16 protein-coding genes are annotated in these 23392 nt (G+C 65.3%); 5 read left to right on the forward strand and 11 right to left on the reverse strand.

The features are described from left to right. Positions 1 to 49: 49 nt before the first annotated feature. From prpB to HY57_RS15820, 3 genes are all read right to left on the reverse strand, one after another. A complete protein-coding gene (prpB, locus tag HY57_RS15810) occupies positions 50 to 940 on the reverse strand; it encodes a methylisocitrate lyase (RefSeq protein WP_019464149.1) in 891 nt (296 codons plus the stop codon). 1115 nt (positions 941 to 2055) lie between these two features. Next, a complete protein-coding gene (prpE, locus tag HY57_RS15815) occupies positions 2056 to 3951 on the reverse strand; it encodes a propionate--CoA ligase (RefSeq protein ID WP_026033732.1) in 1896 nt (631 codons plus the stop codon). A gap of 127 nt (positions 3952 to 4078) precedes the next feature. Continuing rightward, entirely contained in the window at positions 4079 to 4417 is a 339-nt protein-coding gene (locus tag HY57_RS15820; protein ID WP_019464101.1) for a hypothetical protein, read from the reverse strand. 116 nt (positions 4418 to 4533) lie between these two features. Between HY57_RS15820 and HY57_RS15825 the strand changes: the two genes are divergently transcribed. Beyond that, positions 4534 to 5568, forward strand: a complete 1035-nt coding sequence (locus tag HY57_RS15825) for a MerR family transcriptional regulator (protein ID WP_019464102.1) — start codon at positions 4534 to 4536, stop codon at positions 5566 to 5568. Positions 5569 to 5631: 63 nt separating this feature from the next. On the opposite strand, the gene HY57_RS15830 is transcribed toward HY57_RS15825, so the two are convergent. Then, positions 5632 to 6618 (reverse strand): malate dehydrogenase, encoded by a 987-nt coding sequence (locus HY57_RS15830; protein WP_019464103.1) that lies wholly within the window; start codon positions 6616 to 6618, stop codon positions 5632 to 5634. Positions 6619 to 6821: 203 nt separating this feature from the next. Next, a complete protein-coding gene (locus tag HY57_RS15835; protein WP_019464104.1) occupies positions 6822 to 8021 on the reverse strand; it encodes a pyridoxal phosphate-dependent aminotransferase in 1200 nt (399 codons plus the stop codon). A gap of 255 nt (positions 8022 to 8276) precedes the next feature. Between HY57_RS15835 and HY57_RS15840 the strand changes: the two genes are divergently transcribed. After that, a complete protein-coding gene (locus tag HY57_RS15840) occupies positions 8277 to 8534 on the forward strand; it encodes a GlsB/YeaQ/YmgE family stress response membrane protein (protein ID WP_019464105.1) in 258 nt (85 codons plus the stop codon). 48 nt (positions 8535 to 8582) lie between these two features. On the opposite strand, the gene HY57_RS15845 is transcribed toward HY57_RS15840, so the two are convergent. From HY57_RS15845 to HY57_RS15855, 3 genes are all read right to left on the reverse strand, one after another. Next, on the reverse strand, positions 8583 to 9014 hold the full coding sequence (locus HY57_RS15845) for a YidB family protein (RefSeq protein ID WP_019464106.1): 432 nt from the start codon (positions 9012 to 9014) through the stop codon (positions 8583 to 8585). Between the two features lie 175 nt (positions 9015 to 9189). After that, positions 9190 to 9699 carry a peptidylprolyl isomerase gene (locus HY57_RS15850; RefSeq protein ID WP_019464107.1) on the reverse strand — a complete coding sequence of 170 codons (510 nt, stop codon included), beginning with the start codon at positions 9697 to 9699 and terminating at the stop codon, positions 9190 to 9192. Between the two features lie 106 nt (positions 9700 to 9805). Continuing rightward, the gene (locus HY57_RS15855) at positions 9806 to 11671 is read right to left on the reverse strand and encodes a 3-hydroxybutyrate oligomer hydrolase family protein (RefSeq protein ID WP_100218142.1); all 1866 of its coding nucleotides are present in this window, start codon (positions 11669 to 11671) and stop codon (positions 9806 to 9808) included. 130 nt (positions 11672 to 11801) lie between these two features. Between HY57_RS15855 and HY57_RS15860 the strand changes: the two genes are divergently transcribed. After that, the gene (locus HY57_RS15860) at positions 11802 to 12458 is read left to right on the forward strand and encodes a response regulator (RefSeq protein ID WP_019464109.1); all 657 of its coding nucleotides are present in this window, start codon (positions 11802 to 11804) and stop codon (positions 12456 to 12458) included. Between the two features lie 242 nt (positions 12459 to 12700). On the opposite strand, the gene HY57_RS15865 is transcribed toward HY57_RS15860, so the two are convergent. The 3 genes from HY57_RS15865 to HY57_RS15875 form a co-directional block, all read right to left on the reverse strand. Next, on the reverse strand, positions 12701 to 16003 hold the full coding sequence (locus tag HY57_RS15865) for a hybrid sensor histidine kinase/response regulator (RefSeq protein ID WP_019464110.1): 3303 nt from the start codon (positions 16001 to 16003) through the stop codon (positions 12701 to 12703). A gap of 211 nt (positions 16004 to 16214) precedes the next feature. Then, on the reverse strand, positions 16215 to 17234 hold the full coding sequence (locus tag HY57_RS15870; RefSeq protein ID WP_019464111.1) for an extracellular catalytic domain type 2 short-chain-length polyhydroxyalkanoate depolymerase: 1020 nt from the start codon (positions 17232 to 17234) through the stop codon (positions 16215 to 16217). A gap of 21 nt (positions 17235 to 17255) precedes the next feature. Beyond that, positions 17256 to 19472, reverse strand: coding sequence for a TonB-dependent receptor (locus tag HY57_RS15875; protein ID WP_019464112.1), 2217 nt, complete (start codon positions 19470 to 19472; stop codon positions 17256 to 17258). Positions 19473 to 19649: 177 nt separating this feature from the next. Here HY57_RS15875 and HY57_RS15880 point away from each other — a divergent pair, with 177 nt between their 5' ends. Both HY57_RS15880 and typA read left to right on the forward strand, forming a co-directional pair. Next, positions 19650 to 21047 (forward strand): GntP family permease, encoded by a 1398-nt coding sequence (locus HY57_RS15880; protein WP_026033734.1) that lies wholly within the window; start codon positions 19650 to 19652, stop codon positions 21045 to 21047. A 336-nt stretch (positions 21048 to 21383) separates the two neighbouring features. Continuing rightward, complete coding sequence (typA, locus tag HY57_RS15885; protein ID WP_019465409.1) at positions 21384 to 23234, forward strand: translational GTPase TypA; 1851 nt, start codon at positions 21384 to 21386, stop codon at positions 23232 to 23234. Positions 23235 to 23392: the final 158 nt, after the last annotated feature.

The raw sequence follows: 23392 nt of genomic DNA on the forward strand, positions 1-23392 counted from the left end.
CTCTGCCGGCCACGGCAGGCGTGCCGTGGCCGACGAATGGGGTGGCTGGTCAGGCCTTCTTCTGGCTGGCGAACAGCGCGTCGAGCTTGTCTTCGTAGGCGTTGTAGCCAAGGAAGTCGTACAGGTCGGCGCGGGTCTGCAGCGTGTCGATGATGTTCTTCTGCGTACCTTCGCGTCGCACCGTCTCGTAGAAGTTCAGCGCGGCCTTGTTCATGGCGCGGTAGGCGCCGCAGCAGTACAGCGCGATGTCCACGTTGGCTTCACGCAGCTCGTCGGTGGTGAAGAACGGCGTGGAACCGAACTCGGTGAGGTTGGCCAGGATCGGCACCTTCACAGCGGCCTTGAAGCGGCGGTAGTCGTCCAGCGACTTCATCGCCTCGGGGAAGATCATGTCCGCACCCGCCTCGACATAGGCGCAGGCGCGATCGATGGCGGCATCAATGCCTTCCGCGGCGGCGGCGTCGGTGCGCGCCATGATCACGAAACCGGCATCGGTACGCGCATCCACGGCAGCCTTCACGCGGTCGACCATCTCCTCCTTGGGCACCACTTCCTTGCCCGGGCGGTGGCCGCAACGCTTCTGGCCGACCTGGTCCTCAATGTGCACGGCGGCGACGCCGACGTTGATGAACGAACGGATCGTGCGCGCGATGTTGAACGCGCCGCCCCAACCCGTATCAATGTCCACCAGCAGCGGCATCTGCGTGGCATCGACGATGCGGCGTGCGTCGGTGAGCACGTCCTCCATGGTCGAAATGCCCAGGTCCGGGATACCCAGGGAGTTGGCCGCAACACCGCCACCGGACAGGTACAGCGCCTTGTAACCCACGCGCTTGGCCATCAGGCCAGCATAGGCGGTGATGGCGCCCATCACCTGGAGGGGACTTTCGGCGGCGACGGCGGCGCGGAACCGTGCGCCGGGGGATTCGATCTGGGCCATGAAACCTCCGCTTATAAAGGCGGGATTTTACCGCAGTACGCGTTCAAGGCCTGTTGCGCGGCAGCATGAATGGTTTCGAACGGAGCATGTGATGAAAGTAGGTGGTGCTGGCTGCAGGGGCCTACTCATGCAAGGTGCTTTTCAAAGGACGAAGGCTGGTCGTCCAGTGACCTTTCGCTCGATCGGTGCGTGATGACGACCTGGCTCGCCTGCCGCGGGCTTCCGACCTCCTGCCGGAGGCCGGTCACTTTCCCTTGCTTGCCCAAGTCCCACAGGGATTAGCTTCACGTCAGAAAGTAACCAAAGAGAAGGGCCCCCGGATGACGCGCCTTCCGGGCCTTCAGCCCGGAAGGTTCGCAGGCGGGTTCCGGGCTTTTCGACGGGGCTCCTGCCCCGACGAAAAGTGCCGACGATCCCTCCCTGGCACCCCTACGGGGCCTGATCTCCACCCGCTCGCCGCGTCATCAGGGGACCCGGGAGATCAAGAGCCAAAAGCCAAAGCGAGAACCCGAGCCGTCAGCGGAGCATCTCAAGGTGGCGGGACCCTTGTGGGAGCGCACCCTGTGCGCGACAGCGGCGTCTCGTAGTCACCGCTCCGTTAGGTTGTCGCGCACAGGGTGCGCTCCCACAGAAAAGCGGGGCGACCGTGCGTATTCCATCGGCGCCGAAGCGAAGCGAGGCCCCGCTTTAAGTCCTCATCGCCAGGGCGCGTTGCGAAGCGCTTGGAAGTACCCGCTGTGTAGAGGCGGAGGTTGCCAAGCAACAACCTGCCTCACGCGTTCGGGCTTATCCCCACGAAATGCTGCCAGCTCTGGCTCTTCAGGCCATTTTCTTTGGGTTACTTTTCTTTTGGGCCAGCAAAAGAAAAGTGACTCGGCCTTCGGCAGAAGGTCGAAACGCCCGCTGCGCAAGCGGCCAGATCCCGGGAAAGTCTGAGGCGAAGACCCAACGTGGCCGAAACTGGATGACCAGCCTTCGGCTGTTGTGAAGCGCCTCCGGCCTACGCCGGGATGATGGTGCTTAGGAAGTCATGAGGCTAGATTGCGCGCCCCCAACCTATCCCCGCGGGGAGCGGCTAATTCCGCACGAGAGCGGCAGATAGACGGCGCCCAGACCTACTCACCCTGCTCCGGCCCCCTCTCCAACGCCCTGCGCACCTCATCCAGCGCCCCCGGATCATCCAAAGTCGAAAGATCACCCGGATCAGCGTGCTGCACCAAGGCCTGCAACGACCGCCGCAGCAACTTGCCCGAGCGTGTCTTGGGCAACGCATTGACCACATAAACCCGCGCCGGCTTCGCCACCTTGCCCAACTGGTCGGATACGCGCTGCTGCATGGCCTTCGCCACATTCGCGGGATCCTCGGTCACGCCCTGCCTCAACGTGGCGAACACCACCGGCACCTGCCCTTTCAGTTCGTCCTGCATGCCGACGACGGCGGCTTCTGCACAGGCCGGATGCGTTGCCACGGATTCCTCGATCTCGCGCGTGCCCAGTCGATGCCCTGCCACATTGATCACATCGTCGGTGCGTCCGAGGATGTTGGTGTAGCCGTTCTCGTCGCGGATCGCCCAATCCAGCGAGCTGTAAAGCAGTTCGTTGAAGTGGCTGAAGTAGCTCGTGACGTAGCGCTCGTCGTCGCCCCACACCGTGGTGAGGCAGCCCGGCGGCAGTGGCGGCACGAACACCAGCACGCCCTTCTCATGCGGCGGCAGTTCTTCTCCCGTGACCTCGTCGATCACCTTCATGCGATAGCCCGGCGCAGGCAGCCCGGGCGAACCGAACTTCACCGGCTTCAGGTCCAGCCCCGGCATCAGCGTAATCGCCGGCCAGCCGGTTTCGGTTTGCCAGTAGTTGTCGATCACGGGAACCCCGAGCCCGTCGGTGATCCAGTGCGCGGTAGGTTCGTCCAAGGGTTCGCCGGCAAGGAACAGCCATTTGAGCCGGGACAGGTCGTATTTCTTCAGCCAGCCTGCGTCCTGCTTCTTCAGCACGCGGATGCCGGTGGGCGACGAAAACATCGTGCGTACCCCGTAGCGTTCGCACAGCTGCCACCAGATGCCGGGGCCGGGATGGGTCGGCAGGCCTTCGTACAGCAGCGACGTGGCGCCACCGATCAATGGGCCGTACACATTGTACGAATGACCCACGGCCCAGCCGACATCGGAAGTGGAGAACATCACCTGCCCCGGCGCGACGTCGAAGATCGTCGCGATCGACATCGCCATGGCAACGGCGTAGCCACCGACGTCGCGCTGGATGCCCTTGGGCTTGCCTGTGGTGCCCGAGGTGTAGAGCAGGTAGCTGGGTTCATTCGACTCCAGCCACACCACCGGCACTTCGGCACCTTCGTAGGAGGCGCGCAAACTGTTGTAGTCGAGGTCGCGGCCCGCAACGCGCGTCATCTGGGGATCGAGCCCGCGGTCGACCATGAGCACCTGCGATGGCGGGTGCTTCGCCTCTTCCAGTGCCGCGTCCACCAGCGGCTTGTAGGGAATGACTTTGCCACCGCGCATGCCGGCATCGGCCGCGATCAACAGCTTCGGTTGCGCGTCGTCGATGCGCAATGCCAGGTTGTGCGCCGCGAAACCGCCGAACACCACCGAATGAATGGCCCCGATGCGCGCGCAGGCAAGCATCGCGAACACGGCCTCGGCGATGTTGGGCAGGTAGATCACCACACGGTCACCCTTGCCCACGCCCAGCGAAGCAAGCACCGCCGCGAACGTATTCACCTCGCGATAAAGATCGCGGTAGGTCAGTTCACGCGTAATGCCGGTCTCGCTGGAAATCGCCACTAGCGCCAGCTGGCCGCCACGCGCATCCAGGTGCCGGTCGATGGCGTTGTAGCAGAGGTTGGTGGTACCACCGACGAACCAGCGGCGGAACGGCGGGTTGGATACGTCGAGGATGCGTTCGGGCGGCGTATGCCAGTGGATGCGTTGCGCCTGCTCGGCCCAGAAGGCTTCCGGCTGCTCTATCGAGCGTTGATAGAACTCCTCGTAGCGCATCGCGATCACCCTCGTTTCAACGGCTGATCCAGCTAGCCTAGATCAGCCACGCCAAACGGGCTTTGCGACCTTGGTCGAGTCGCCTGCGAGCGGCATCACCAGTGCGGCGATGCCGCTCGCCGTTACATCACAGGCAGGATACCGCCGCGTCGCGGTAGGCGGGGTTGTAATCCTTCTTGATGTTCTGCGTTTCGTACATCACGGCCTGTGCGCCGGTGCCGTCAGCCGTCACCTCGATCAGCTCATGCGCGCCGGCCTTGTCGCTGCCGGACACCGTGCCCGACTGATCCTTGTGCGAGGCGCTCGCCTCGCCGGTCTCCGCCCACTTCGCGCGCACGCATTCCAGATAGGTCGGAATGTCCTTGTTGGTGCGGCTGCTCATCTTGGGCGTGGTGTCGCGCAGGCCGTAGCTTCCGCAGGCGGCGAGCAGGACGCAGGAGGTGGTGATCGCAAGGAGTTGCTTCATGTCCGGATTCCAGTCGAGGATCGGCTGATTTAACCATGAAGCACCGTCTGACGGAGAGGCTTGACCCTCACGTAACGTGAGCCCCCAGAGTCCCTGCACGCAACGAGGACACCCAAATGGAACTGACGGTTGGCGAACTTGCCCGGCGCAGCGGACTCACCGTCCGCACGCTCCACCACTACGACGCCATCGGCCTGCTGGTGCCTTCGTTGCGCTCCGCTGCCGGCTACCGGCTGTACGACCGGGCCAATATCGAGCGCCTGCATCGTATCCAGGCCCTGCGCCAGCTGGGCCTGTCGCTGGCCGACATCGGAGAAGCCCTGTCCGGGCCGGAGTTGCCGCTGGCCGAACTGATCGACCGCCAGCTGGTGCAGCTCGATCGCGAAATGGCGCGCGCCGAGCGGCTACGCGGCAAGCTCATCCAGCTGCGTGCGCAGCTGGCGACCGGACAGCCCCCTGATCTGGCCGAATGGCTGGACACCCTGGAGCTGATGACCATGTACGAGAACTACTTTTCCGCCGAAGAAATCAAGCAACTGCCGCTGCTGCATGACGCCGACACCCGCGCCGAATGGGGTGCCATGGTCAGCGCCGTGCAAGCCGCGCTGGATCGTGGCGTTTCGCCGGAGGCACCCGAGGCGCAGATCCTGGCGCTGCGCTGGATGCGCACGCTGTACCGCGACACCGGAGGCAACCCGGATTTTCTGGTGCGCCTCAACAACATGCATGACAACGAGCCGGGTTCCTGGGATGCCATGGGTGTCACCCAAGCCGTGCGGGGTTTCGTCGAACAGGCCTTCGTGGAGGGCCGGCTGGCGATTTACCAGCGTTACCTGAAGCCCGATGAATTCGCTTTCATGCGCCAGCACTACGGCGCGACGTTCAACGCATGGCCGCCCCTGCTGGTGGCCTTGCGCAAGGCCATGGCCGATGGCGTGCGACCGGACCAACCGCAGGCCCGCGCACTCGGCGAACGCTGGGGCATGCTGTTCCGCAGCTACGCGGGCGACGACCCAGGCACGCACGAACGTATCCGCGAGGCGCATGCGAAAGAGCCCGACCTCACCGACAGCTCATGGGCGGATGAGGCCCTGATCGCTTACGTCAGGAGCATCCTCGCCGCGTTGCAGGCCACGCCGCGCACGCATTGAGGGCGCCACACGCGACAAGGGCGGCCCATGGCCGCCCTTGTCGTGGCAACGAACGCCGTTCGCTTACTTCTTGGCGAACAGGTGCTCGACGCCGGCGCGCTCTTCGCGCAGTTCCTTGTTGGTGGCGTCCATGCGGGCACGCGAGAAATCATTGATGTCCAGGCCCTGCACGATGGCGTACTTGCCATCCTTCACGGTCACCGGGTAGCCGTAGATCACGCCCGGCTCGATGCCGTACGAACCATCGGACGGGATGCCCATCGAGGCCCAGTCACCTTCCGCGGTGCCCTGCGCCCAGGTGCGCATGTGGTCGACGGCTGCCGAGGCCGCCGATGCGGCGGACGAAGCGCCACGCGCCTTGATGATGGCGGCGCCGCGCTGCTGCACGGTCGGGATGAAATCGCTCTCGTACCAGGCCTGGTCGACCAGCGACAGCGCCGGCTTGCCGTCCACGGTGGCGTGGTACAGGTCCGGGTACTGGGTGGAGCTGTGGTTGCCCCAGATGGTCATCTTCTTGATGTCGGTGCTGTGCTTGCCGGTCTTCTCGGCCAGCTGCGACAGCGCGCGGTTGTGGTCCAGACGCACCATCGCGGTGAAGCACTTCGGGTCCAGGTCCGGGGCGTTCTGCTGGGCGATCAGGGCATTGGTGTTGGCCGGGTTGCCGACCACCAGCACGCGCACGTCACGCTTGGCGTGATCGTTCAGGGCCTTGCCCTGCGGGCCGAAGATGGCGCCGTTGGCTTCCAGCAGGTCCTTGCGCTCCATGCCCGGGCCGCGCGGACGCGCACCGACGAGCAGCGCGTAATCCACGTCCTTGAAGGCGACGTTGAGGTCGTCGGTGGCGACCACACCAGCCAGCGTCGGGAACGCGCAGTCGTTGAGTTCCATCACCACGCCCTGCAGCGCGGGCAGCGCCGGGGTGATTTCCAGCAGGTGCAGGATCACCGGCTGGTCCGGACCCAGCATGTCGCCTGCGGCGATGCGGAACAGCAGGGCGTAACCGATCTGGCCGGCAGCGCCGGTAACGGCAACACGAACGGGTGCTTTCATCGGAGAAACTCCTTCAACTTGGCTAGTCGTACAAAACAAACCCCATGCCTGACGTCAAAACCAAAGCGTCCAGCTTTTGCTCGTCATTCCCGCGAAAGCGGGATTCCAGCGACTTTAAAACGCTGAAAGCAAAGGCACTGGATTCCCGCTTTCGCGGGAATGACAAACGTTTGGAAGTTGTCGCGCGGCATGGGAGAGAACCATCAGGTCAGTTCAGCAAAGAACGCCTGGATACGTTCCAGCCCGGGCTGCAATTGTGCGGTCGGGCAGGTATAGGAAATGCGCATGGCGCGCGGCTCGCCGAAGGCCGAGCCCGGCACGCAGGCCACGCCCTTGGCTTCCAGCAGCGCGGCACAGAAATCCACGTCGTTCTCGATGCGCGTGCCGTTGTGGCTCTTGCCGAAGGCCACGGAGATATCGGGGAACGCATAGAACGCGCCCTGCGGGGTCGGGCAGACCACGCCGGGAATCGCACGCAGCGCGTTGACGACCACGTCACGCTTGCCGGCAAATTCCTTGCACTTGGCCTGCGGCACGTCCTGCGGACCGGAGAACGCGGCCACGGCGGCGGCCGTCACCACTTCCGGCACGCTGGTGATGTGGTTGGAGTTGAGCGTGGTGATGGCCTTGGCCACGTTCTCGGGGCCCGCGATGAGGCCCACGCGCCAACCCGGCATGCCATAGGTCTTGGACACCGAGTCGACGAAGATCAGGCGATCCTTCAGCTCCGGCTTCACGTGCACGAAGTTGTGATAGCCCAGCCCGTCGAACACCATCGAGTTGTAGATGTCGTCGGTGATGATCCAGGTGTCCGGATACTTCGCCAGCACGTCGGCCAACGCGGCGATTTCATCGCGCGTATAGACCATGCCCGTGGGGTTGGATGGGTTGTTGAACAGAAACACCTTGGGCTTGCGCGCCAGCGCCGCATCCAACTGCGCCGGTGTGAGCTTGTAGTTCTGCTCGGGGCCGCAATGCAGGATGTTGGCCTTGGCGCCGAGGATGTCCGCGATATCGCGGTAGGTGGTCCAGAACGGCGCGGCAAAGGCGATTTCGTCGCCCTCGTTCAGCAGCGCTTCGCCCAGGTTGTACAGCACCTGCTTGGCGCCGATGCCAATGGAAAGGTTGGTGCGGCCATAACCCTTGAAGCCCAGCTTTTCGATATGCACCAGGAAGGCATCGAGCAGCGCGTCAGCACCGCGGTTGCTGCCGTACTGGCCGGAATCGTGCTGGAGCGCTTCGCGTGCGGCGGCATACACATGCTCGCCAGGAAAGAAATTGGGGACGCCGATGGAGAAGCTGATGATGTCGCGACCGGCAGCCTTGAGCTGCTTGGCCTTTTCGGCAATGACCATGATCGCGCTGGGCTTGGCGCGACCGACACGCTGGGCGAGCTGGGGCATGACTTCCTCTTGGGTGGGGAAAGACAGCAAACCCGGCGATTTTAGCATGTGGCGGCGCGTCATCCGCCGCCGCGGGGACTATCGGATGGTCGAACACAGCATCCTGGGCGTGCGCTGACACCCGGCTGGGGGCATCATGGGCGTGCCAGACTACCCCGCCCCCGGAGGGGGCCGGCGGATGGCAGCGGCCCGCGGGATGCAGGCCAGCCGTTTTGAACAGGAGGCCTTTCCAACGCTCACCAAGGACATACGCGTATGCATTGGTTATGGGTAATCATTGTCGGTCTGGTCGTAGGCATCATCGCCAAGGCGGTCACCCCGGGCAAAGAAGCCATGGGGTGGATCATCACCGCCATCCTCGGCATTGCCGGTTCGTTCATTTCCACCTTCGTCGGCGAAAAGCTGGGATGGTGGCCGGAAGCCGGTTTCATGCACTTCATCGGCTCGATCATCGGCGCGGTCGTGCTGCTGGTGATCTATCACGCACTGTTCCGGCGCGACGCCGCATCCTGACGCCCACATCCCGGCGGTGCCTTGCGCACCGCCGGGCTTTTGCCGCCCTCAGGCGGCGTTGTTGCCGCCGAGCAGCTTGCCCGCCAGCGAGGCGAGCGAACCCAGGTCGAACCCGCCCTGCCCCTGCGCCGGCACCTGGCCGTCGGGAGTCAGGTGGTCCACCGCATGCGGCAGCATCTGCGAAAGCTGGCCGAGCAACTGGCCCTGGTCGACGCCCATCTTGCCAGCGGCTTCCTGCAGCACCGAGCCGAGGCCGCCGTTCTGCAGCGCCTGCCCCAGCTGTTCGCCGGAAATCTGCTGGTTGGCGCCCGTGCCGACCCACGACTGCACCGCATCGCCCAGCCCATGCTGCTGCAGCATGGACACCAGCCCCTGCACACCACCTGCCTTGTCGATGAGCTGGCCGGCAATGGCCACCAGATTGGAACCGCCGCCCTGATTGCCCTGCGCGGCGCCGAGTAGATCGTTGAGGAAAGACATGGCCGTACCTCCATGGAAAGGGAAAAAGCGCGCATCGCGCGATGCGCACCACGCGCCGTGTGGAGCCGCCCGATTCTAGGCCTCCCATAGTCACTTAGCCATGACAGAGAAGCCCGAAAAAAAAACCGCCGTCATCGCTGACGGCGGCTTCTTCACGCGATGGACACGAATGGCCTCAGCCGCGCTCGTCCAGAACGGTGTTCCATTCCTTGACGCGGTCGGCCTGGGCGGCCAGCAGCGCATCGACATCGCCTTCCACAACGACCTTCTCGATCACGTCGCCCTGGCGGATGGCGTCGACCACGGCCTGGTCTTCCGCGCCCAGCACTTCGCCGAACACGCTGTGCTTGCCGTCGAGCCACGGCGTGGCGCCATGGGTGATGAAGAACTGGCTGCCGTTGGTGCGCGGGCCGGCATTGGCCATGGAGAGCACGCCCGGCTTGTCATGGCGCAGCGAGGGGTTGAACTCATCCTCGAAGCGGTAGCCCGGGCCGCCACGACCGCTGCCTTCCGGGCAGCCGCCCTGGATCATGAAGTCGGCGATGACGCGATGGAACGAAAGGCCATCGTAGTAACCGCGACGGGCCAGGTTGACGAAGCTGGCCACCGTCACCGGGGTCTTGTCGTCGTGCAGGCGCAGATGGATGGGGCCGCGGTTGGTGTTCAGGGTGACGTTGATGGTCATCGGGAATCCTTGGTTCTCAAAAGCAGCGCGCAACCACACGCGCCCTGCGGGCCGGCAAGGATACTCCAGCCGGCGTGACAGTCCGATCCCCCTTGCGGGTATCGGCTCAGCCCGGGCCTGGTGTCCAGGCGGCCGGCAGGTCCAGTGCATCCCGCGTCAGGGCTTCCGCCCCCCGTGGCTTCGGTGAAGGTGTCGGCACCAGGGCTGGCCACGGGGCGCCCTCATATATATGTGCCCACAGCCGATCCAGCGCCGCATAACCATAGGGCAGCAACGGTACGTGCCGGTCACCGAAGCCGGGGATGGCCAGGAAGGCGTCGAAATGCTGGGCATACGGCACCTTCCAGTACAGCGGGTGGCCGCCGCCGGCCCGCAGCCAGGCCACGTACGGCTCGGACGTGAACGAGGTGGGCAGCAAACCGTCGCTGGCGCCATGCACCACCCACAGCGGAAGGCTGGGGCGCGGCATCTTCACCGTGGTTGCCGCCACGCCGTCGCGCAGGGGCTGAGTGCTGGCGTCGGTGTCCTCCCACAGCGCACGCAGGCAAAGCGCGCCCGGCAGCGTCGGATCGGCCGTGTGATCGCTACCACCGAACAAGCCCACGCCATTACCTGGCGGAATGCCGGACGCATCGGCCCACCAGCTCGCCCGGGTGGCGGCATCCACCGGCCCCGGCGCGCCATGGGCGCCTAGCCCACCGTAGTGGAAGCCGCAAGGCATATCGTCCGGGCCACGGCGCATATAGGCAGAGGCATACCCCGCCGTGACCACGCGCCACACATCCAGTGCCGTGGTGGAGGCCGCCGTGGCCATGGCGTCGTCCGTCCAGCCGCCAGCCCGCAAGTGCTCATAGGCCTGCGCCGCCTGCCCGGCCACATGCGCGGCACTTACCAGACGGTGCTCGTGCAATTGATGACACCGCTGCGCCCATGCGGGTGGCACCTCGCCCTTTGGCGTGCGCGCCATCGGCGTGCCGTCGAACCGCGCATCGGCGAGCGCGCACGGCAGCCAGATCGATGCGTCGCTGGCGTAATCGAACAACGCACGCCCTTCTCCCGGCACCCGCACGCTGGGCTCCAGCGCCACCACGCCGGCGAGCAGATGCCCGTCATCCAGCCCTGCCGCCTGCAGCACCGCCCCACCGCCGTTGGACAGGCCCGTGGCGATGATGCGCGTGTTCTGTGCAGTGAAAGGTGCCTGGTCGGGAAACGCGCGGTCGAGCATGGCCAGCCCGAACTGCGCCGCCTGCAGCACGTGCCGGCCCCAGTCGGCCTCGGGGTTGTCCCCGGAATGCAGGTGTTTGATGCCGATGCCGCCCTGGGCGGATGCCTTGGGCGGTTCGAACTCCAGCGTTGCACTGCCGCGCCGGGCGCGCGTGCCATCGAGCGCGACGCCGGTATCGTCTGCCGGGTCGAAGTAACCGCCGCCCGTGCCCTTGTCCGTATAGGCCACGGCGCAACCGCGTGGCAAACCCCACGCACCCGCCAGTGAGATGGCGCCATAGATGCCGCGCGAACCCGACGATGCCGTCACTACCAGGCAGCGGCGCGAACGATCGAAGTGGTCCGGCGCCTGCAGCAGCACGCGGTGCGGCGCATGCGCGCCGGGAATCCAGGCAAATGCCTGGTACTCGCGTCCCGGAACATCCGGCACGGCGCCATACACGCTCCCGTAACCACCCAGCGGCCCAAGGTCGGCGATACCTTTCCAGCTCGCCTGAATCGCCCGCCGCCGCAATTCAGCGGGCGTCGGTTGCTGTGGATGCGCGATCGGCGACGGCGCGCCCGCCAGGCCCGCCAGCCCCAGCCCTGCGCTGAGCAGGTCATCACCCTGCTGGTGCTCGGTGACACGCACCTCGCCGCGCACAAAGTCAGGGGTCTGCATGCGGGACTCCTTGGTTGCCCCCGGGGCCACGCACGACGCCAGCAGCGGCACGATCAGCAAGGTCCATCGGGAAAGGCGTTTGGTCATAACCACCACCATAACAAGCAGGTGCGCGTCTGCCATCGTACGAAAGTCCAGCACGCCACCAGTCGCCTTGCTGTGACGACATGACTTTCTGATCTCGACGTAGGCGCCCGCCTTGGCTAACGTCAGCGACATGACCACCCTGCTGATCGCCGACGACCACCCGCTGTTCCGCGCTGCATTGCGGCAAGCCGCGCGAGAAAGTGTGGATGGTTGCCACGTGATCGAAGCTGCCGATCTGCATGGGGTGCTCGATGCCCTCGCCGGCGATCCGGATATCGACCTCGTGCTACTGGACCTGCATATGCCCGGAAGTCAGGGGCTCTCTGGCCTGGCCACGCTGCGCGGCCAATTTCCCAGCGTCGCGGTGCTCGTGGTGTCGGCGCACGACGAGGCACGCACCGTGCGCCGCGTGCTGGATCACGGCGCATCGGGTTTCATTCCCAAAAGCGCCAGCCCCACCGAGATTGCCGAAGCCATTCGCAGCGTGCTGGACTGCGGGCGCTGGCTGCCGCCGGCACTCGCCCAGGCCGTGGCGGCGCTACCGGCCGATCCAGCCGACGTCGACCTCGCCTCGCGCCTCGCCCGCCTCACCGAACAGCAATATCGCGTGCTCGCCTTGCTGGGCGAAGGACTGCTCAACAAGCAGATTGCCGACCGGCTGACGATTCAGGAGCGGACGGTGAAAGCGCATGTCACCGCCATCTTCGAGAAGCTGGGCGTGCGCAACCGCACGCAGGCGGGCGTGCTGCTGCGTTCGCTGGACCTCGCCGATTCGGCGCGGGTCTGAACATGCACTGCCGCACCGCTCCCCTGTAGGAGCGCACTTGTGCGCGACCGCGGCGCAACAGGAGCGCCGTAACCCCCATGTCGCCCACAGGGTGGGCTCCCACAAGAGACTGCGAAGCCCAATGGAGGCAGAGCGCACACGGTGGGAGCGCACCCTGTGCGCGACAAACTGACGAAGCGGAAACAATATGGCGCTGCGGTCGCGCACAAGTGCGCTCCTACAAAAGAGCGGCCAACGTTGGGCTATCGCCGCGCCACGGCAACACGCTGCAACACCTGCCGCAATGCCAGCGGCTTGAGCGGCTTGTAAAGCACGCCAATTCCTCGATCGAGCAGGCGTTGCCGCAACTCGCCATCGCGATCGGCCGTCAGGATGACGGTAGGCACGTCGCTCGCCTCGCGCCCCAATTCACGCAGGACATCGAGTCCCGTGCGGCCGCCATCCAGGTGATAGTCGAAGATATGCAAGTCCGGCGCCCACGGTGCCGCGCGTGCCTGTTCCAGTGTGCGCGCGGCGTGCACCTGCCATCCCCAACTGCCCAGCAACACGCTCAGCGCCGAGAGCGCAGCCGGCTCGTTGTCGAGCACGAGTGCCCGCCCCGCCAGCAACGATGGGGGCACGACCGCCGACGACGCGGGCTGCGGCGAAGGGTGTGCCGCCGGCACCGACAGGGCGAACACACTGCCTTGCCCTGGCCATGACCTGAGGCTGATGGGGTGATCGAGCAGCAGCGCCATGCGTTGCGCGATCGATAAGCCCAATCCCAGGCCTTGCCCGCCGACGGTGCTGCCACGCCGGAACTCCTCGAAGATCCACTGTTGCTCGCCGGGTTCGACGCCCGGCCCGTTGTCCCACACCTGCAACAACAGGCGTTCGCCGTGACGGCGCACACCAAGCACGACGCGTCCGCGTTCCGCGTAACGCAACGCGTTCGAGAGGAAGTTCTGGAGCACGCGACGCAGCAGCTGCGGATCGGAATGAACCCAGCAACGGGTGGGCACCACGTCGAAGCGCACGCCCTTGTCGCCGGCCATGGCGCGAAACTCCGCCGCCAGCGGGTCGAACACGTCGGCCAGCGCGAAGTCGCGCATCTGGGGCTGCAACCGCCCTGCCTCCAGTCGCGCCATGTCCAGCAGGCCGGCAAGCAAACCCTCGGTGGACGACAACGCGCCGTGCAGATGACGCACCGTCGCCATGTCGGTGCCGCGCTCCGCCAAAGCATGCGCAAACAGTTGCGCGGCGTGCAGTGGCTGCATCAGGTCATGGCTGACCGCCGCGAGGAATCGGCTCTTCGCCTCGTTGGCGCGCTGCGCTTCGTCCGTGGCATCGGCCAGCGCGCGCGTGCGTTCGTCGACACGCTGCTCCAGCGTTTCATTCGATGCCTTGAGCGCGCGCTCCGCCTGGCGGAAGGCCGTGACGTCGGTGAAGGTCGCGACGAAACCGCCACCCGGCATCGGGTTGCCACGGATCTCCACGATGGTGCCGTCCGGGAAGCGACGCTCGGAAAGATGGCGCGTGCCTGCGCGCATGTGCGTCAGGCGACGCTGCACGTCGTCTTCCGTCGCCATGACGCCGATCATCCCTCGTTCGATGTTGTAACGCGTCAGATCCGCGACCGGCCGCCCGACCCGCAGAAGCTCTGGGGGATAACCGAACAGACTGGCGTATCGCCGGTTCCATGCGACCAGGCGTAGCTCCGCATCCACCACGCAGATGCCCTGGCTCATGTTTTCCAACGCCGCTTCGAGCACGCGCTGGTTGAAACGCAAGTCCTGGGCTGCTTCGCCGACGATGGCGGCAACGGTATCCAGTTCCTCCCGGCGCTGTTGCCGTACGACTTCGAGCAGCAGGCGCGCGGATGCCGCACCGATCACCGCCGCCAATTCGTGCTCCACGGCCGCGACACGCGCATGGCCCGCAATGCCCTGTGGCAACGCATCGCCGAACAGATGCCCGACGCGCTCGGCTGGCAGAAAGCGCGAAGCCAGCGCGCGGAGTTCCGCCAGGCCGATGTCGCCAACATGAGCGCTACGCGGCGCATGGCCAAAGCGCGACCCGGCCACGAGGGACATCACGACCACGTTGGCGATCAACCCAACCACCACGGCACGCGCCAGACGGCTCCAGTCGTCTAGCCCGAGCAACCCGTCGGGTGCGAGCCAGGCGATGCCGAGCGGCCCCGTGTGCCACCACGCCGGCCCATGCGGCTGCATGGTCGGCAACAAAGCGTAGAGCCACACCAGCGTGCCCACCCCAAGCCCCGCTGTCACCGCACGCGGCCCCAGCTGCGGCCGGTACACCGCCGCAAGCAGGGCCGGCGCGAGTCCGGCCAGCGCGGAGAAGGAGATGGCACCGATATCCGCCAGTGCGTCGTTGCGCGCCAGGATGCGGCTGTAACCCCAGGCGAGCAGGATCACCGCCAGGATGGCGGCGCGCCGCTGGTTGATCACTTCGCCACGCAGGTCGCCCCGCTCATCGCGTCCCCACCCTGCGCGCACGCGCAGCGGGGCAATGAAGTGATTGACGATCATCAGGCTCAGCGCCAGCGTCGCGACCACCACCATGCTGGTCGCCGCGCTGAGGCCACCAAGAAAGGCCAGCAACGCAAGCCCATGCTGGCCGCGTGCCAGCGGCAGCGCCAGCACGTAGAGATCCGACGGTACGCCCCCCGGCCCCAGCCACGCATCGCCCAACCGCGCCAACGGCAACAGCGGCAGTGCGATCAGCAGCATGTACAGCGGAAACAGCCAGCGTGCCGTACGCAGATGCGAACTGTCGCGGCACTCCACCACGCCCGCGTGGAACTGGTGCGGCAAGGTGAACATGGCCAGCGCGCCCAGAAGGATCAGCGCAGGAAAGCCATGGCTGTCGTGCTGCGTGGTGGCGCTGGCCATCAACTGGCGACTGGTCGGCGACAGCAGCAGTGTACCCAGCGCCAGCATGGCGCCGAGCTTGAACAGCGATTCAAAAGCCATGGCGAGCACGAGCCCGCGATTGTGCGCCATGGCCGACGCCCGCCGCGTGCCGAACAGCATCGCGAACAAGGCCATCAACAAGGCCACGTAGAGGGCACTGTCCTGCCATGGATCAGCCTCGTCGAGTTGGCCGCGACTGAGCATGCCGTAGCTCATCGCCACGGCCTTCAGCTGCAGCGCGATATAGGGAACGATGCCAATCAGCACCACGACCGTCACCAGTGCCGCCAGCCCGGCATGGCGCCCCAACCGCACGGCGATCAGGTCGGCGATCGAGCCTGCGTTGTAGTCACGCGCCAGCTCCACCAGCCGTCGCAACACAGCAATGGCGAAGACGTACATGAGGATCGCACCCACGAAGGTGGGTGGCAGCCACCAGCCCGAACGACTGGCCTGCGTGACCGTGCCGTAGAACGTCCACGAGGTGCAGTGGATGGCTAGCGACAATGCATAGACGATAGCCCAGCGGCGCTCGAACAAACGTGGCCGGCGTTCGCCGAGCACGGCCACGCCGAACAGCAGGCCCAGCCAGACGAGTGCGGCGGCGGTGATGGTGCCGGCGGTCAGCATGGCTGCTTTCCCGCTGATCGCGGCTGCGCCCCATCACCGCCGCACGCTCCACGCTCGTCATCCCGGCGAAGGCCGGGATCCAGCGACGTTGCTCCGCTACGCCCCAAAGGCAATGGATCCCGGCTTTCGCCGGGATGACGGAGAGGACGCATGCAGGCGACCGGTTGAAACAACTCACCACCCTTTTTAACTCGCCGCAAGCGAGCAGCCGTCAGTGCGGCAACCCCAACGCCCGCACAGCCCCCACCACCCAGCGCACCTGCACGCCCTGGCGGCTGTCGTAGTCGTTCCCCGAATACCCCCACCAGTCCCAGCATGCCTGCGGATTCATGGGCGCGGTGCTCGCGCGGGTCTGAGGATACAGGACGACCACGTCGTAGGCGTCGGCCCAGCGGTTGAACCCGCCATCGGTGACGAAGGCATCGCCCACCGCATCGGCGTTCTGCTTGCAGCCGTGGAACGCGACCAGCAGGCCGCAGCGCTTGCCGGCGACGCAGTCCGGCGGAAGATAGACATAGCCCGCGGAAGCGAGGAAGGCGTCCGCACCATCGGGGCGATACGCATCTTGGCTGAAGCGGCGCAGCTCGCCCTTCGGTGCGGAGGCATCGCGCGGGGGCTTGCCGAACATCTGGTGGAAGATCTCCCCCGCTGCATCGAACCCGCAATGCCCGAGGTACGGCGAGACTGACTTGTCGCAGTCATCGCCAGTCGCGACGATCGGCAGGTTGTGCGCAAACACGCGTCCACCATCGTCGGTAACCTTCAAGCCCTTCAACGCGGGCGCCGTGTCGCGCAGTTGCTCATAGAAGCGTGCAGCCGACTCGGCCACCGGGGGCGCCACCACGGCGTCGTCCTTGCCATGCAGCAGGTAGACCTGCCCGTGCGCGAGGTCCTTCAACGCGCCGATCTCGCCGGAGGCCGCCCGCTGCTTTGCCTTTGCCGCGAGCGCCACCGCATCGGGCGCAGGCACGCCCTTCATGCAGGTACTGAGCGCCTGATCCAGCCGCCCCGCCGCGCAACCGAACGGTCCGCCGGCCACCAGTGCCGCCGACGGGAAGAGTTCCGGGTACGCCATCTGCACCTGCGTGGCCATGTACGCACCGGACGACAGACCAGCGACCGCCACCCTCGTCGGATCGAGCTTCAGCTTGGGCAATGGCGGCGCATCATCCGCGCAGGCGACGCCGGACAGCAGAAACAAACTACACATCAGGCCGGTCAGGCGTCGCATGCGCGTCTCCTTGGCAGTGGATCAGAACGTGTACTTGGCGGTGAGCGTGACCATGCGCGGCGCACCATAGAAACCCGTGACGATACCGAGTGCGGCGATGTTATAGCCGGTGGTGCGATAGGACTTGTTGGCCAGGTTGGTGCCTTGCAGACTGAGTGTCCACGGCTGGTCGATGCGCCACACGATGCCCGCATTCCACAGCCCGTACGACGGCTGCATGATCAGCGGCGACAGCGTCGTCTCCGGGTATACGCTGGTCTGGTAGGTGTAGTTGATGCGACCGCTGACGCTGCCGCCGTTGTCCAGCGGAATGGTGTGCTCCAGGTTCAGGCCGCCCGACCACTTCGGGGCGTTGGTGAAGCGCTGCTTGTCGGCAATGTTGACGCCGCCGCTTTCGTAGTCGGTGTACTTGGTATGCAGGTAGGCCCAGTTGCCGCTGAAGGTCCAGTTCTCCACCGGCGTCCAGGCGAACTCCTCTTCCCAACCGTCGATATGCCCCTTGCCCGCATTGGTGAAGTCACCGAAGAAGCCCTGCGCGCCGTTGGGCAAGGTGTACGAGCTGAACACGGACAGCTGGATGTCCGAGTAGATGTTGTGGAACAGCGCGGTGTTCATCATCAGCGTGTCGTCGAAGAACGACATCTTGCTGCCAATCTCGTAAGACGACACCTTCTCGTCCGCGATCGGCCGGCACGACTGCGGAATCGCCGAGCAGTTCGCGCGGATGTTGTAGCCGCCCGAGTGGAAGCCCTGGCTGTAGCTGGCGTACAGCTTCACCTGATCGGTGACGGCATAGTCCAGCGACACCTTGGGTGACACGTTGTGCGAGGTATGCGACCCGCTGAAGTCGGCCAGCGTCGCGATCGGCGTGGTGAAGGTCTGGTCCGAGTAGCTGTAGTTCTGGATGACGGCCGACTTCTTCTCGCTGGTATAGCGCAGGCCGACATCCAGGCTCCATTGCGGGCTGATGTCCCAGGTGAAGTCGCCGTAGCCGGCGTAGCTCTTGGTGCCGATGTTGCCGCCCGTGCTGCCGTACTGGGAGAAGCGCGGGTAGAACGGCGGCGAGCCAAGGAAGATGTTGTGGATCTCGCCCTTGGCCGTGCCATCGAAGTAGAACAAGCCGAACACGCCGTGGATGGCGCCGCCGTTGTCGTAGTTGGCCTGCAGTTCCTGGGTGAACTGATGGTCCTTGTAGACCGCGTTGACGTCGGCGATCTTCTCCGGGAGCGTGTCGAAATCGATATTGCTGTCGGTGGACGAGCCGCGATACGCGGTGATGGATTTCAGCGTCCACTCCTGGCTGACGATCCAGTTCAGCGTCAGCGCCGTGCCCCACAGCGTGGTGTGGTTGAGCTGTTCCATGCCACTGCGCGTATTGAAGTCGCTAGCCAGCGGCGCATAAGTGGGATCGAACTTGTTGACGGTAAGCATCTTTGCGCCGCGCGGATTGGAGTTGTCGCGCAGGCCATCCACCGACAGCTGGGCATTGAAGTCGGAGGTGGGAAAGAAGCCCAGCGACGCGCGCGCCGCATTGCTGTTCTTGTTCCCATTGCGGCTGTCGCTGAGCAGGTCCTTGCCGAAGCCATCGTTGTGCTCACTGGCATAGGCGATGCGGCCACGCCACACGCCGTCGGACGTGGCGCTGCCCACACTGCCCTTGATGTCCTTCTCGCCGTGCGTGCCCACGGTGCCCTCGACCGAGCCCTCCGTCTTGGTGGGCAGCGGGTTGGATACGTACTTGATGGCGCCGCCGATGGTGTTCTTGCCGTACAGACTGCCCTGCGGACCACGCAGTACTTCGATGCGGTTGGTGTCGAACACGTCGAGCACCGTGCCCTGCGGGCGCGCCATGTAGACGTCGTCGAGATAGATGCCCACGGCCGGGTCGAAGCCCCAGGTGGGGTCAGCCTGGCCGACGCCGCGGATATAGGCGGTCAGTGTCGTATTGGAGCCGCGCGCCGCATAGATCTGCAACGAAGGCACCTTGCCCTGCAGGTCGGCCAGGTTCTGCACGTTCTGGTTGAACAGCGTCTGCGCGGTGAACGCGCTGACGGCGATGGGCACGTCTTGCAGGGTTTCCTCGCGCTTGCGCGCGGTCACCTTGATGCCTTCGAGCTGTTTGGCGTCGGATGGCTTGGCCGTGGTGGACGTTCCCTGGGGCGCGTCATCGGCATGCACCGCCAGACAGCACATGCCCACCGCCAGACCAATCGCCAGACTCAGATGCTTGCGTTTCATAGCTCCCCAGCTCCCCTCGCTTTGACGCATCCCGTGGACACAGGACGCCGAATGCCACGGAGCTTAGGCAGCGCCCTCGCGCACCACACTTGTACCTTCGTACAGTGCCGCGCGCCGGCACGCCTCTGGATACTCGCCGCACGACGATACCCACGGCGGGTGTCCGGGGAACCGATGATGGCGTTTCTGATCGTGCTGGCCGCGCTGTGCTTCCTGATGTTCGCGGCCTATCGCGGCTACAGCGTGATCCTGTTTGCGCCGGTGGCCGCACTGGGCGCGGTGCTGTTGACCGATCCCTCGCTGGTGGCGCCGATGTTCACCGGCCTGTTCATGGACAAGATGGTCGGCTTCCTCAAGCTGTACTTCCCGGTGTTCATGCTCGGCGCGATCTTCGGCAAGGTGATCGAGCTGTCGGGTTTCTCCAAGTCCATCGTGGCGGCCACCATCGGCCTGCTGGGGCGCAGCCGCGCGATGTTGTCCATCGTGATCGTGTGCGCCCTGCTCACCTACGGCGGCGTGTCGCTGTTCGTGGTGGTGTTCGCGGTGTATCCCTTCGCGGCGGAGCTGTTCCGCCAGTCCGACATTCCCAAGCGGCTCATTCCCGGCACCATCGCGCTGGGCGCGTTCACCTTCACCATGGATTCGCTGCCGGGCACGCCGCAGATCCAGAACATCATCCCCACCTCATTCTTCGGTACGAATGCCTGGGCCGCGCCATGGCTGGGCACGTTGGGCGCGGTGTTCATCCTGGTCGCGGGGTTGCTCTATCTGGAGTCGCGCCGGCGCAAGGCCGCGGCCATGGGGGAAGGCTATGGCACCGAACTGGTGAACGAACCCGTCGCCTTCGAAGGCGGCAACCTCGCCCATCCGCTGGTCGCCCTGCTGCCGCTGGTGCTGGTGGGGGTGCTTAACAAGCTGCTGGGCGATGCCATTCCCCGCCTGTACGGCGCCAGCCATTCGTTCATGCCGGCCGTGATCGGCGAGACCAAGCCGGTGGTGCAGGAAATCTCCAAGATCGCCGCTATCTGGGCGGTCGAAGGCGCCCTGCTGGTCGGCATCCTCTGCGTGCTTGCCTTTGCCTGGCGCCCGGTGACCCGTCGCTTCGCCGAAGGCAGCAAGGCGGCGGTGGGCGGTGCGCTGCTGGCGTCCATGAATACGGCGTCCGAGTACGGCTTTGGGGCGGTCATCGCCGCCCTGCCGGGTTTCCGGCTGATCGCCAACGCCCTGCACGCCATCCTCCATCCGTTGGTGAACGAGGCCGTGACCGTCACCGCGCTGGCCGGTGTCACCGGCTCCGCCTCGGGTGGCATGGGCATCGCGCTGGGGGCCATGGCCGACACCTTCATTCATAACGCCCAGGCGGCCGGCATCCCGATGGACGTGCTGCACCGGGTGGCCGCCATGGCTTCCGGCGGCATGGATACCCTGCCCCACAACGGTGCGGTGATCACCCTGCTGGCCGTCACGGGGCTGACCCATCGCCAGTCCTACCGGGACATTTTTGCCATCACGGTCATCAAGACCCTGGCCGTGTTCGTGGTGATCCTGGCGTATGGGCTGACCGGGCTGGTCTGAACCGGCCCACCCCACGGTTTCTCCCCTTCGGCCCGCCTCCTGGCGGGCCGCTTTTTGTGCGGGTCCTCGGTTCGCACCGAATAGAGGCGCTGGATTCCCGCTTTCGCGGGAATGACGGTGAGGTTTTTAACGGGCGTGGCCGCAAATAGTGCGACCCCGTCATTCCCGCGAAAGCGGGAATCCAGCGCCTTTAGGCCCCCAGCCAACCACGCTCCCGCCCACCCTGAACGAATTTGTTAAGACCTTTCAAGCAAGCTGTCACATAACCCCGTATAATTGTCAGGTTACCCCTATTGAAACCTCACGCGACGGCCCCGTGCCGCCCGAGCCGACTCCATGTCCATCGAAAATCTGCGCAATATCGCCATCGTCGCCCACGTCGACCACGGCAAGACCACGCTCGTCGACCAGCTGCTGAAGCAGTCCGGCACCCTCAACGAGCGCACCGTGCTCGCCGAGCGTGTGATGGACAGCAATGACCAGGAAAAGGAGCGTGGCATCACGATCCTGGCCAAGAACACGGCCATCACCTGGGAAAACAAGAAGACCGGCGCCAAGAACCGCATCAACATCGTCGACACCCCAGGCCATGCCGACTTCGGTGGCGAGGTGGAGCGCGTGCTGTCGATGGTGGACACGGTGCTCATCCTGGTCGACGCGATGGACGGCCCGATGCCGCAGACGCGCTTCGTGACCCAGAAGGCCTTCGCCATGGGCTTCAAGCCCATCGTCGTGGTCAACAAGGTGGACCGCCCGGGCGCCCGTCCGGAGTGGGTGGTCGAGCAGGTGTGGGATCTCTTCGAGAAGCTCGGCGCCACCGACGAGCAGATGGAATTCCCGATCGTCTACGCGTCGGCGCTGAACGGTTACGCCTCGCTGGACGAGAACGCCCGCGAAGGCGACATGACCCCGCTGTACGAAGCGATCATGCAGCACGCGCCCAAGCCGGACGTGGATCCGGAAGGCGCCTTCCAGATGCGCATCAGCCAGCTGGACTACAACAACTTCGTCGGCGTCATCGGCATCGGCCGCATCCAGCGCGGCACCCTGAAGAAGGGCATGCCGGTCGCCGTGATCGACCGTGAGGGCAAGAAGCGCCAGGGCAAGATCGGCCAGGTGCTGGGCTTCCTCGGCCTGGAGCGCATTGAGCAGGATTCGGCCGAGGCCGGTGACATCGTCGCCATCTCGGGCATCCCCGAGCTGACCATTTCCGACACCGTCACCTCGATCGACAACCCCGAGGCGCTGCCGGCGCTGAGCGTCGACGAGCCGATGATCAGCATGACCTTCCAGGTCAACAACTCGCCGTTCGTCGGCAACAAGGATCTGTCGGGCGGCAAGTTCCTCACCAGCCGCCAGCTGCGTGAGCGCCTGGACCGCGAGAAGGTGCACAACGTGGCCCTGCGCGTGGAAGACGGTTCCGACGCCGACAAGTTTCTGGTCTCGGGTCGTGGCGAACTGCACCTGTCGGTGCTGATCGAAAACATGCGTCGCGAAGGCTACGAGCTGGCCGTGTCGCGTCCGGAAGTGATCATCAAGGAAATCGACGGCCAGAAGATGGAGCCGATCGAGCAGCTGGTGGTCGACATCGAAGAGCAGCACCAGGGCGGCGTGATGGAGCGCCTGGGCATCCGCAAGGGTGACCTGAAGAACATGGTGTCCGACGGCAAGGGCCGCGTGCGCCTTGAGTACTTGATCCCGGCCCGTGGCCTGATCGGCTTCCAGAACCAGTTCAAGACCCTCACCCAGGGTTCGGGCCTGCTGTTCCACGTGTTCGACCATTACGGCCCGTACACGCCGGTGGCCATCGCCAAGCGCCTCAACGGCGTGATGATCGCCAACGCGGGCGGCACCACTCCGGCCTACTCGCTTGGGCCGCTGCAGGATCGCGGCAAGCTGTTCGCCGCCGAAGGCGACTCGGTGTACGAAGGCCAGCTGATCGGCATCCACGCCAAGGACAACGACCTCACCGTCAACGCCATCAAGCCCAAGCCGCTGACCAACATGCGCGCCTCCGGCAAGGACGACGCGATCCAGCTCACCCCGGCGACCAAGTTCTCGCTGGAGCAGGCGCTGGACTTCATCGACGACGACGAGCTGGTCGAAGTCACCCCGAAGGAAATCCGCATGCGCAAGAAGCACCTGACGGAAAACGACCGCAAGAAGGCGTCGCGCGGCGCGGCCTGATCGCCTTGCACGATGTATCGAAAGCCAGGCCCGAAAGGGCCTGGCTTTTTTTGTGCCCATGGAAAACCGGGGGCAGCCGGCCCCCGCACGGCGCCACGCAAAAAGGCTGCAACCCGCGTATCCCGTCGCCGACTTCGGATCCCTCGCACGACTTCTAC

The organism is Dyella japonica A8 (assembly GCF_000725385.1).
Taxonomy (GTDB): Bacteria; Pseudomonadota; Gammaproteobacteria; order Xanthomonadales; family Rhodanobacteraceae; genus Dyella; species Dyella japonica_C.

Excerpts from the sequence above, each read along its gene's own strand:
- prpB (WP_019464149.1), bottom strand. The coding sequence starts at position 940 with ATGGCCCAGATCGAATCCCCCGGCGCACGGTTCCGCGCCGCCGTCGCC.
- prpE (WP_026033732.1), bottom strand. The coding sequence starts at position 3,951 with ATGCGCTACGAGGAGTTCTATCAACGCTCGATAGAGCAGCCGGAAGCC.
- HY57_RS15820 (WP_019464101.1), bottom strand. The coding sequence starts at position 4,417 with ATGAAGCAACTCCTTGCGATCACCACCTCCTGCGTCCTGCTCGCCGCC.
- HY57_RS15825 (WP_019464102.1), top strand. The coding sequence starts at position 4,534 with ATGGAACTGACGGTTGGCGAACTTGCCCGGCGCAGCGGACTCACCGTC.
- HY57_RS15830 (WP_019464103.1), bottom strand. The coding sequence starts at position 6,618 with ATGAAAGCACCCGTTCGTGTTGCCGTTACCGGCGCTGCCGGCCAGATC.
- HY57_RS15835 (WP_019464104.1), bottom strand. The coding sequence starts at position 8,021 with ATGCCCCAGCTCGCCCAGCGTGTCGGTCGCGCCAAGCCCAGCGCGATC.
- HY57_RS15840 (WP_019464105.1), top strand. The coding sequence starts at position 8,277 with ATGCATTGGTTATGGGTAATCATTGTCGGTCTGGTCGTAGGCATCATC.
- HY57_RS15845 (WP_019464106.1), bottom strand. The coding sequence starts at position 9,014 with ATGTCTTTCCTCAACGATCTACTCGGCGCCGCGCAGGGCAATCAGGGC.
- HY57_RS15850 (WP_019464107.1), bottom strand. The coding sequence starts at position 9,699 with ATGACCATCAACGTCACCCTGAACACCAACCGCGGCCCCATCCATCTG.
- HY57_RS15855 (WP_100218142.1), bottom strand. The coding sequence starts at position 11,671 with ATGACCAAACGCCTTTCCCGATGGACCTTGCTGATCGTGCCGCTGCTG.
- HY57_RS15860 (WP_019464109.1), top strand. The coding sequence starts at position 11,802 with ATGACCACCCTGCTGATCGCCGACGACCACCCGCTGTTCCGCGCTGCA.
- HY57_RS15865 (WP_019464110.1), bottom strand. The coding sequence starts at position 16,003 with ATGCTGACCGCCGGCACCATCACCGCCGCCGCACTCGTCTGGCTGGGC.
- HY57_RS15870 (WP_019464111.1), bottom strand. The coding sequence starts at position 17,234 with ATGCGACGCCTGACCGGCCTGATGTGTAGTTTGTTTCTGCTGTCCGGC.
- HY57_RS15875 (WP_019464112.1), bottom strand. The coding sequence starts at position 19,472 with ATGAAACGCAAGCATCTGAGTCTGGCGATTGGTCTGGCGGTGGGCATG.
- HY57_RS15880 (WP_026033734.1), top strand. The coding sequence starts at position 19,650 with ATGGCGTTTCTGATCGTGCTGGCCGCGCTGTGCTTCCTGATGTTCGCG.
- typA (WP_019465409.1), top strand. The coding sequence starts at position 21,384 with ATGTCCATCGAAAATCTGCGCAATATCGCCATCGTCGCCCACGTCGAC.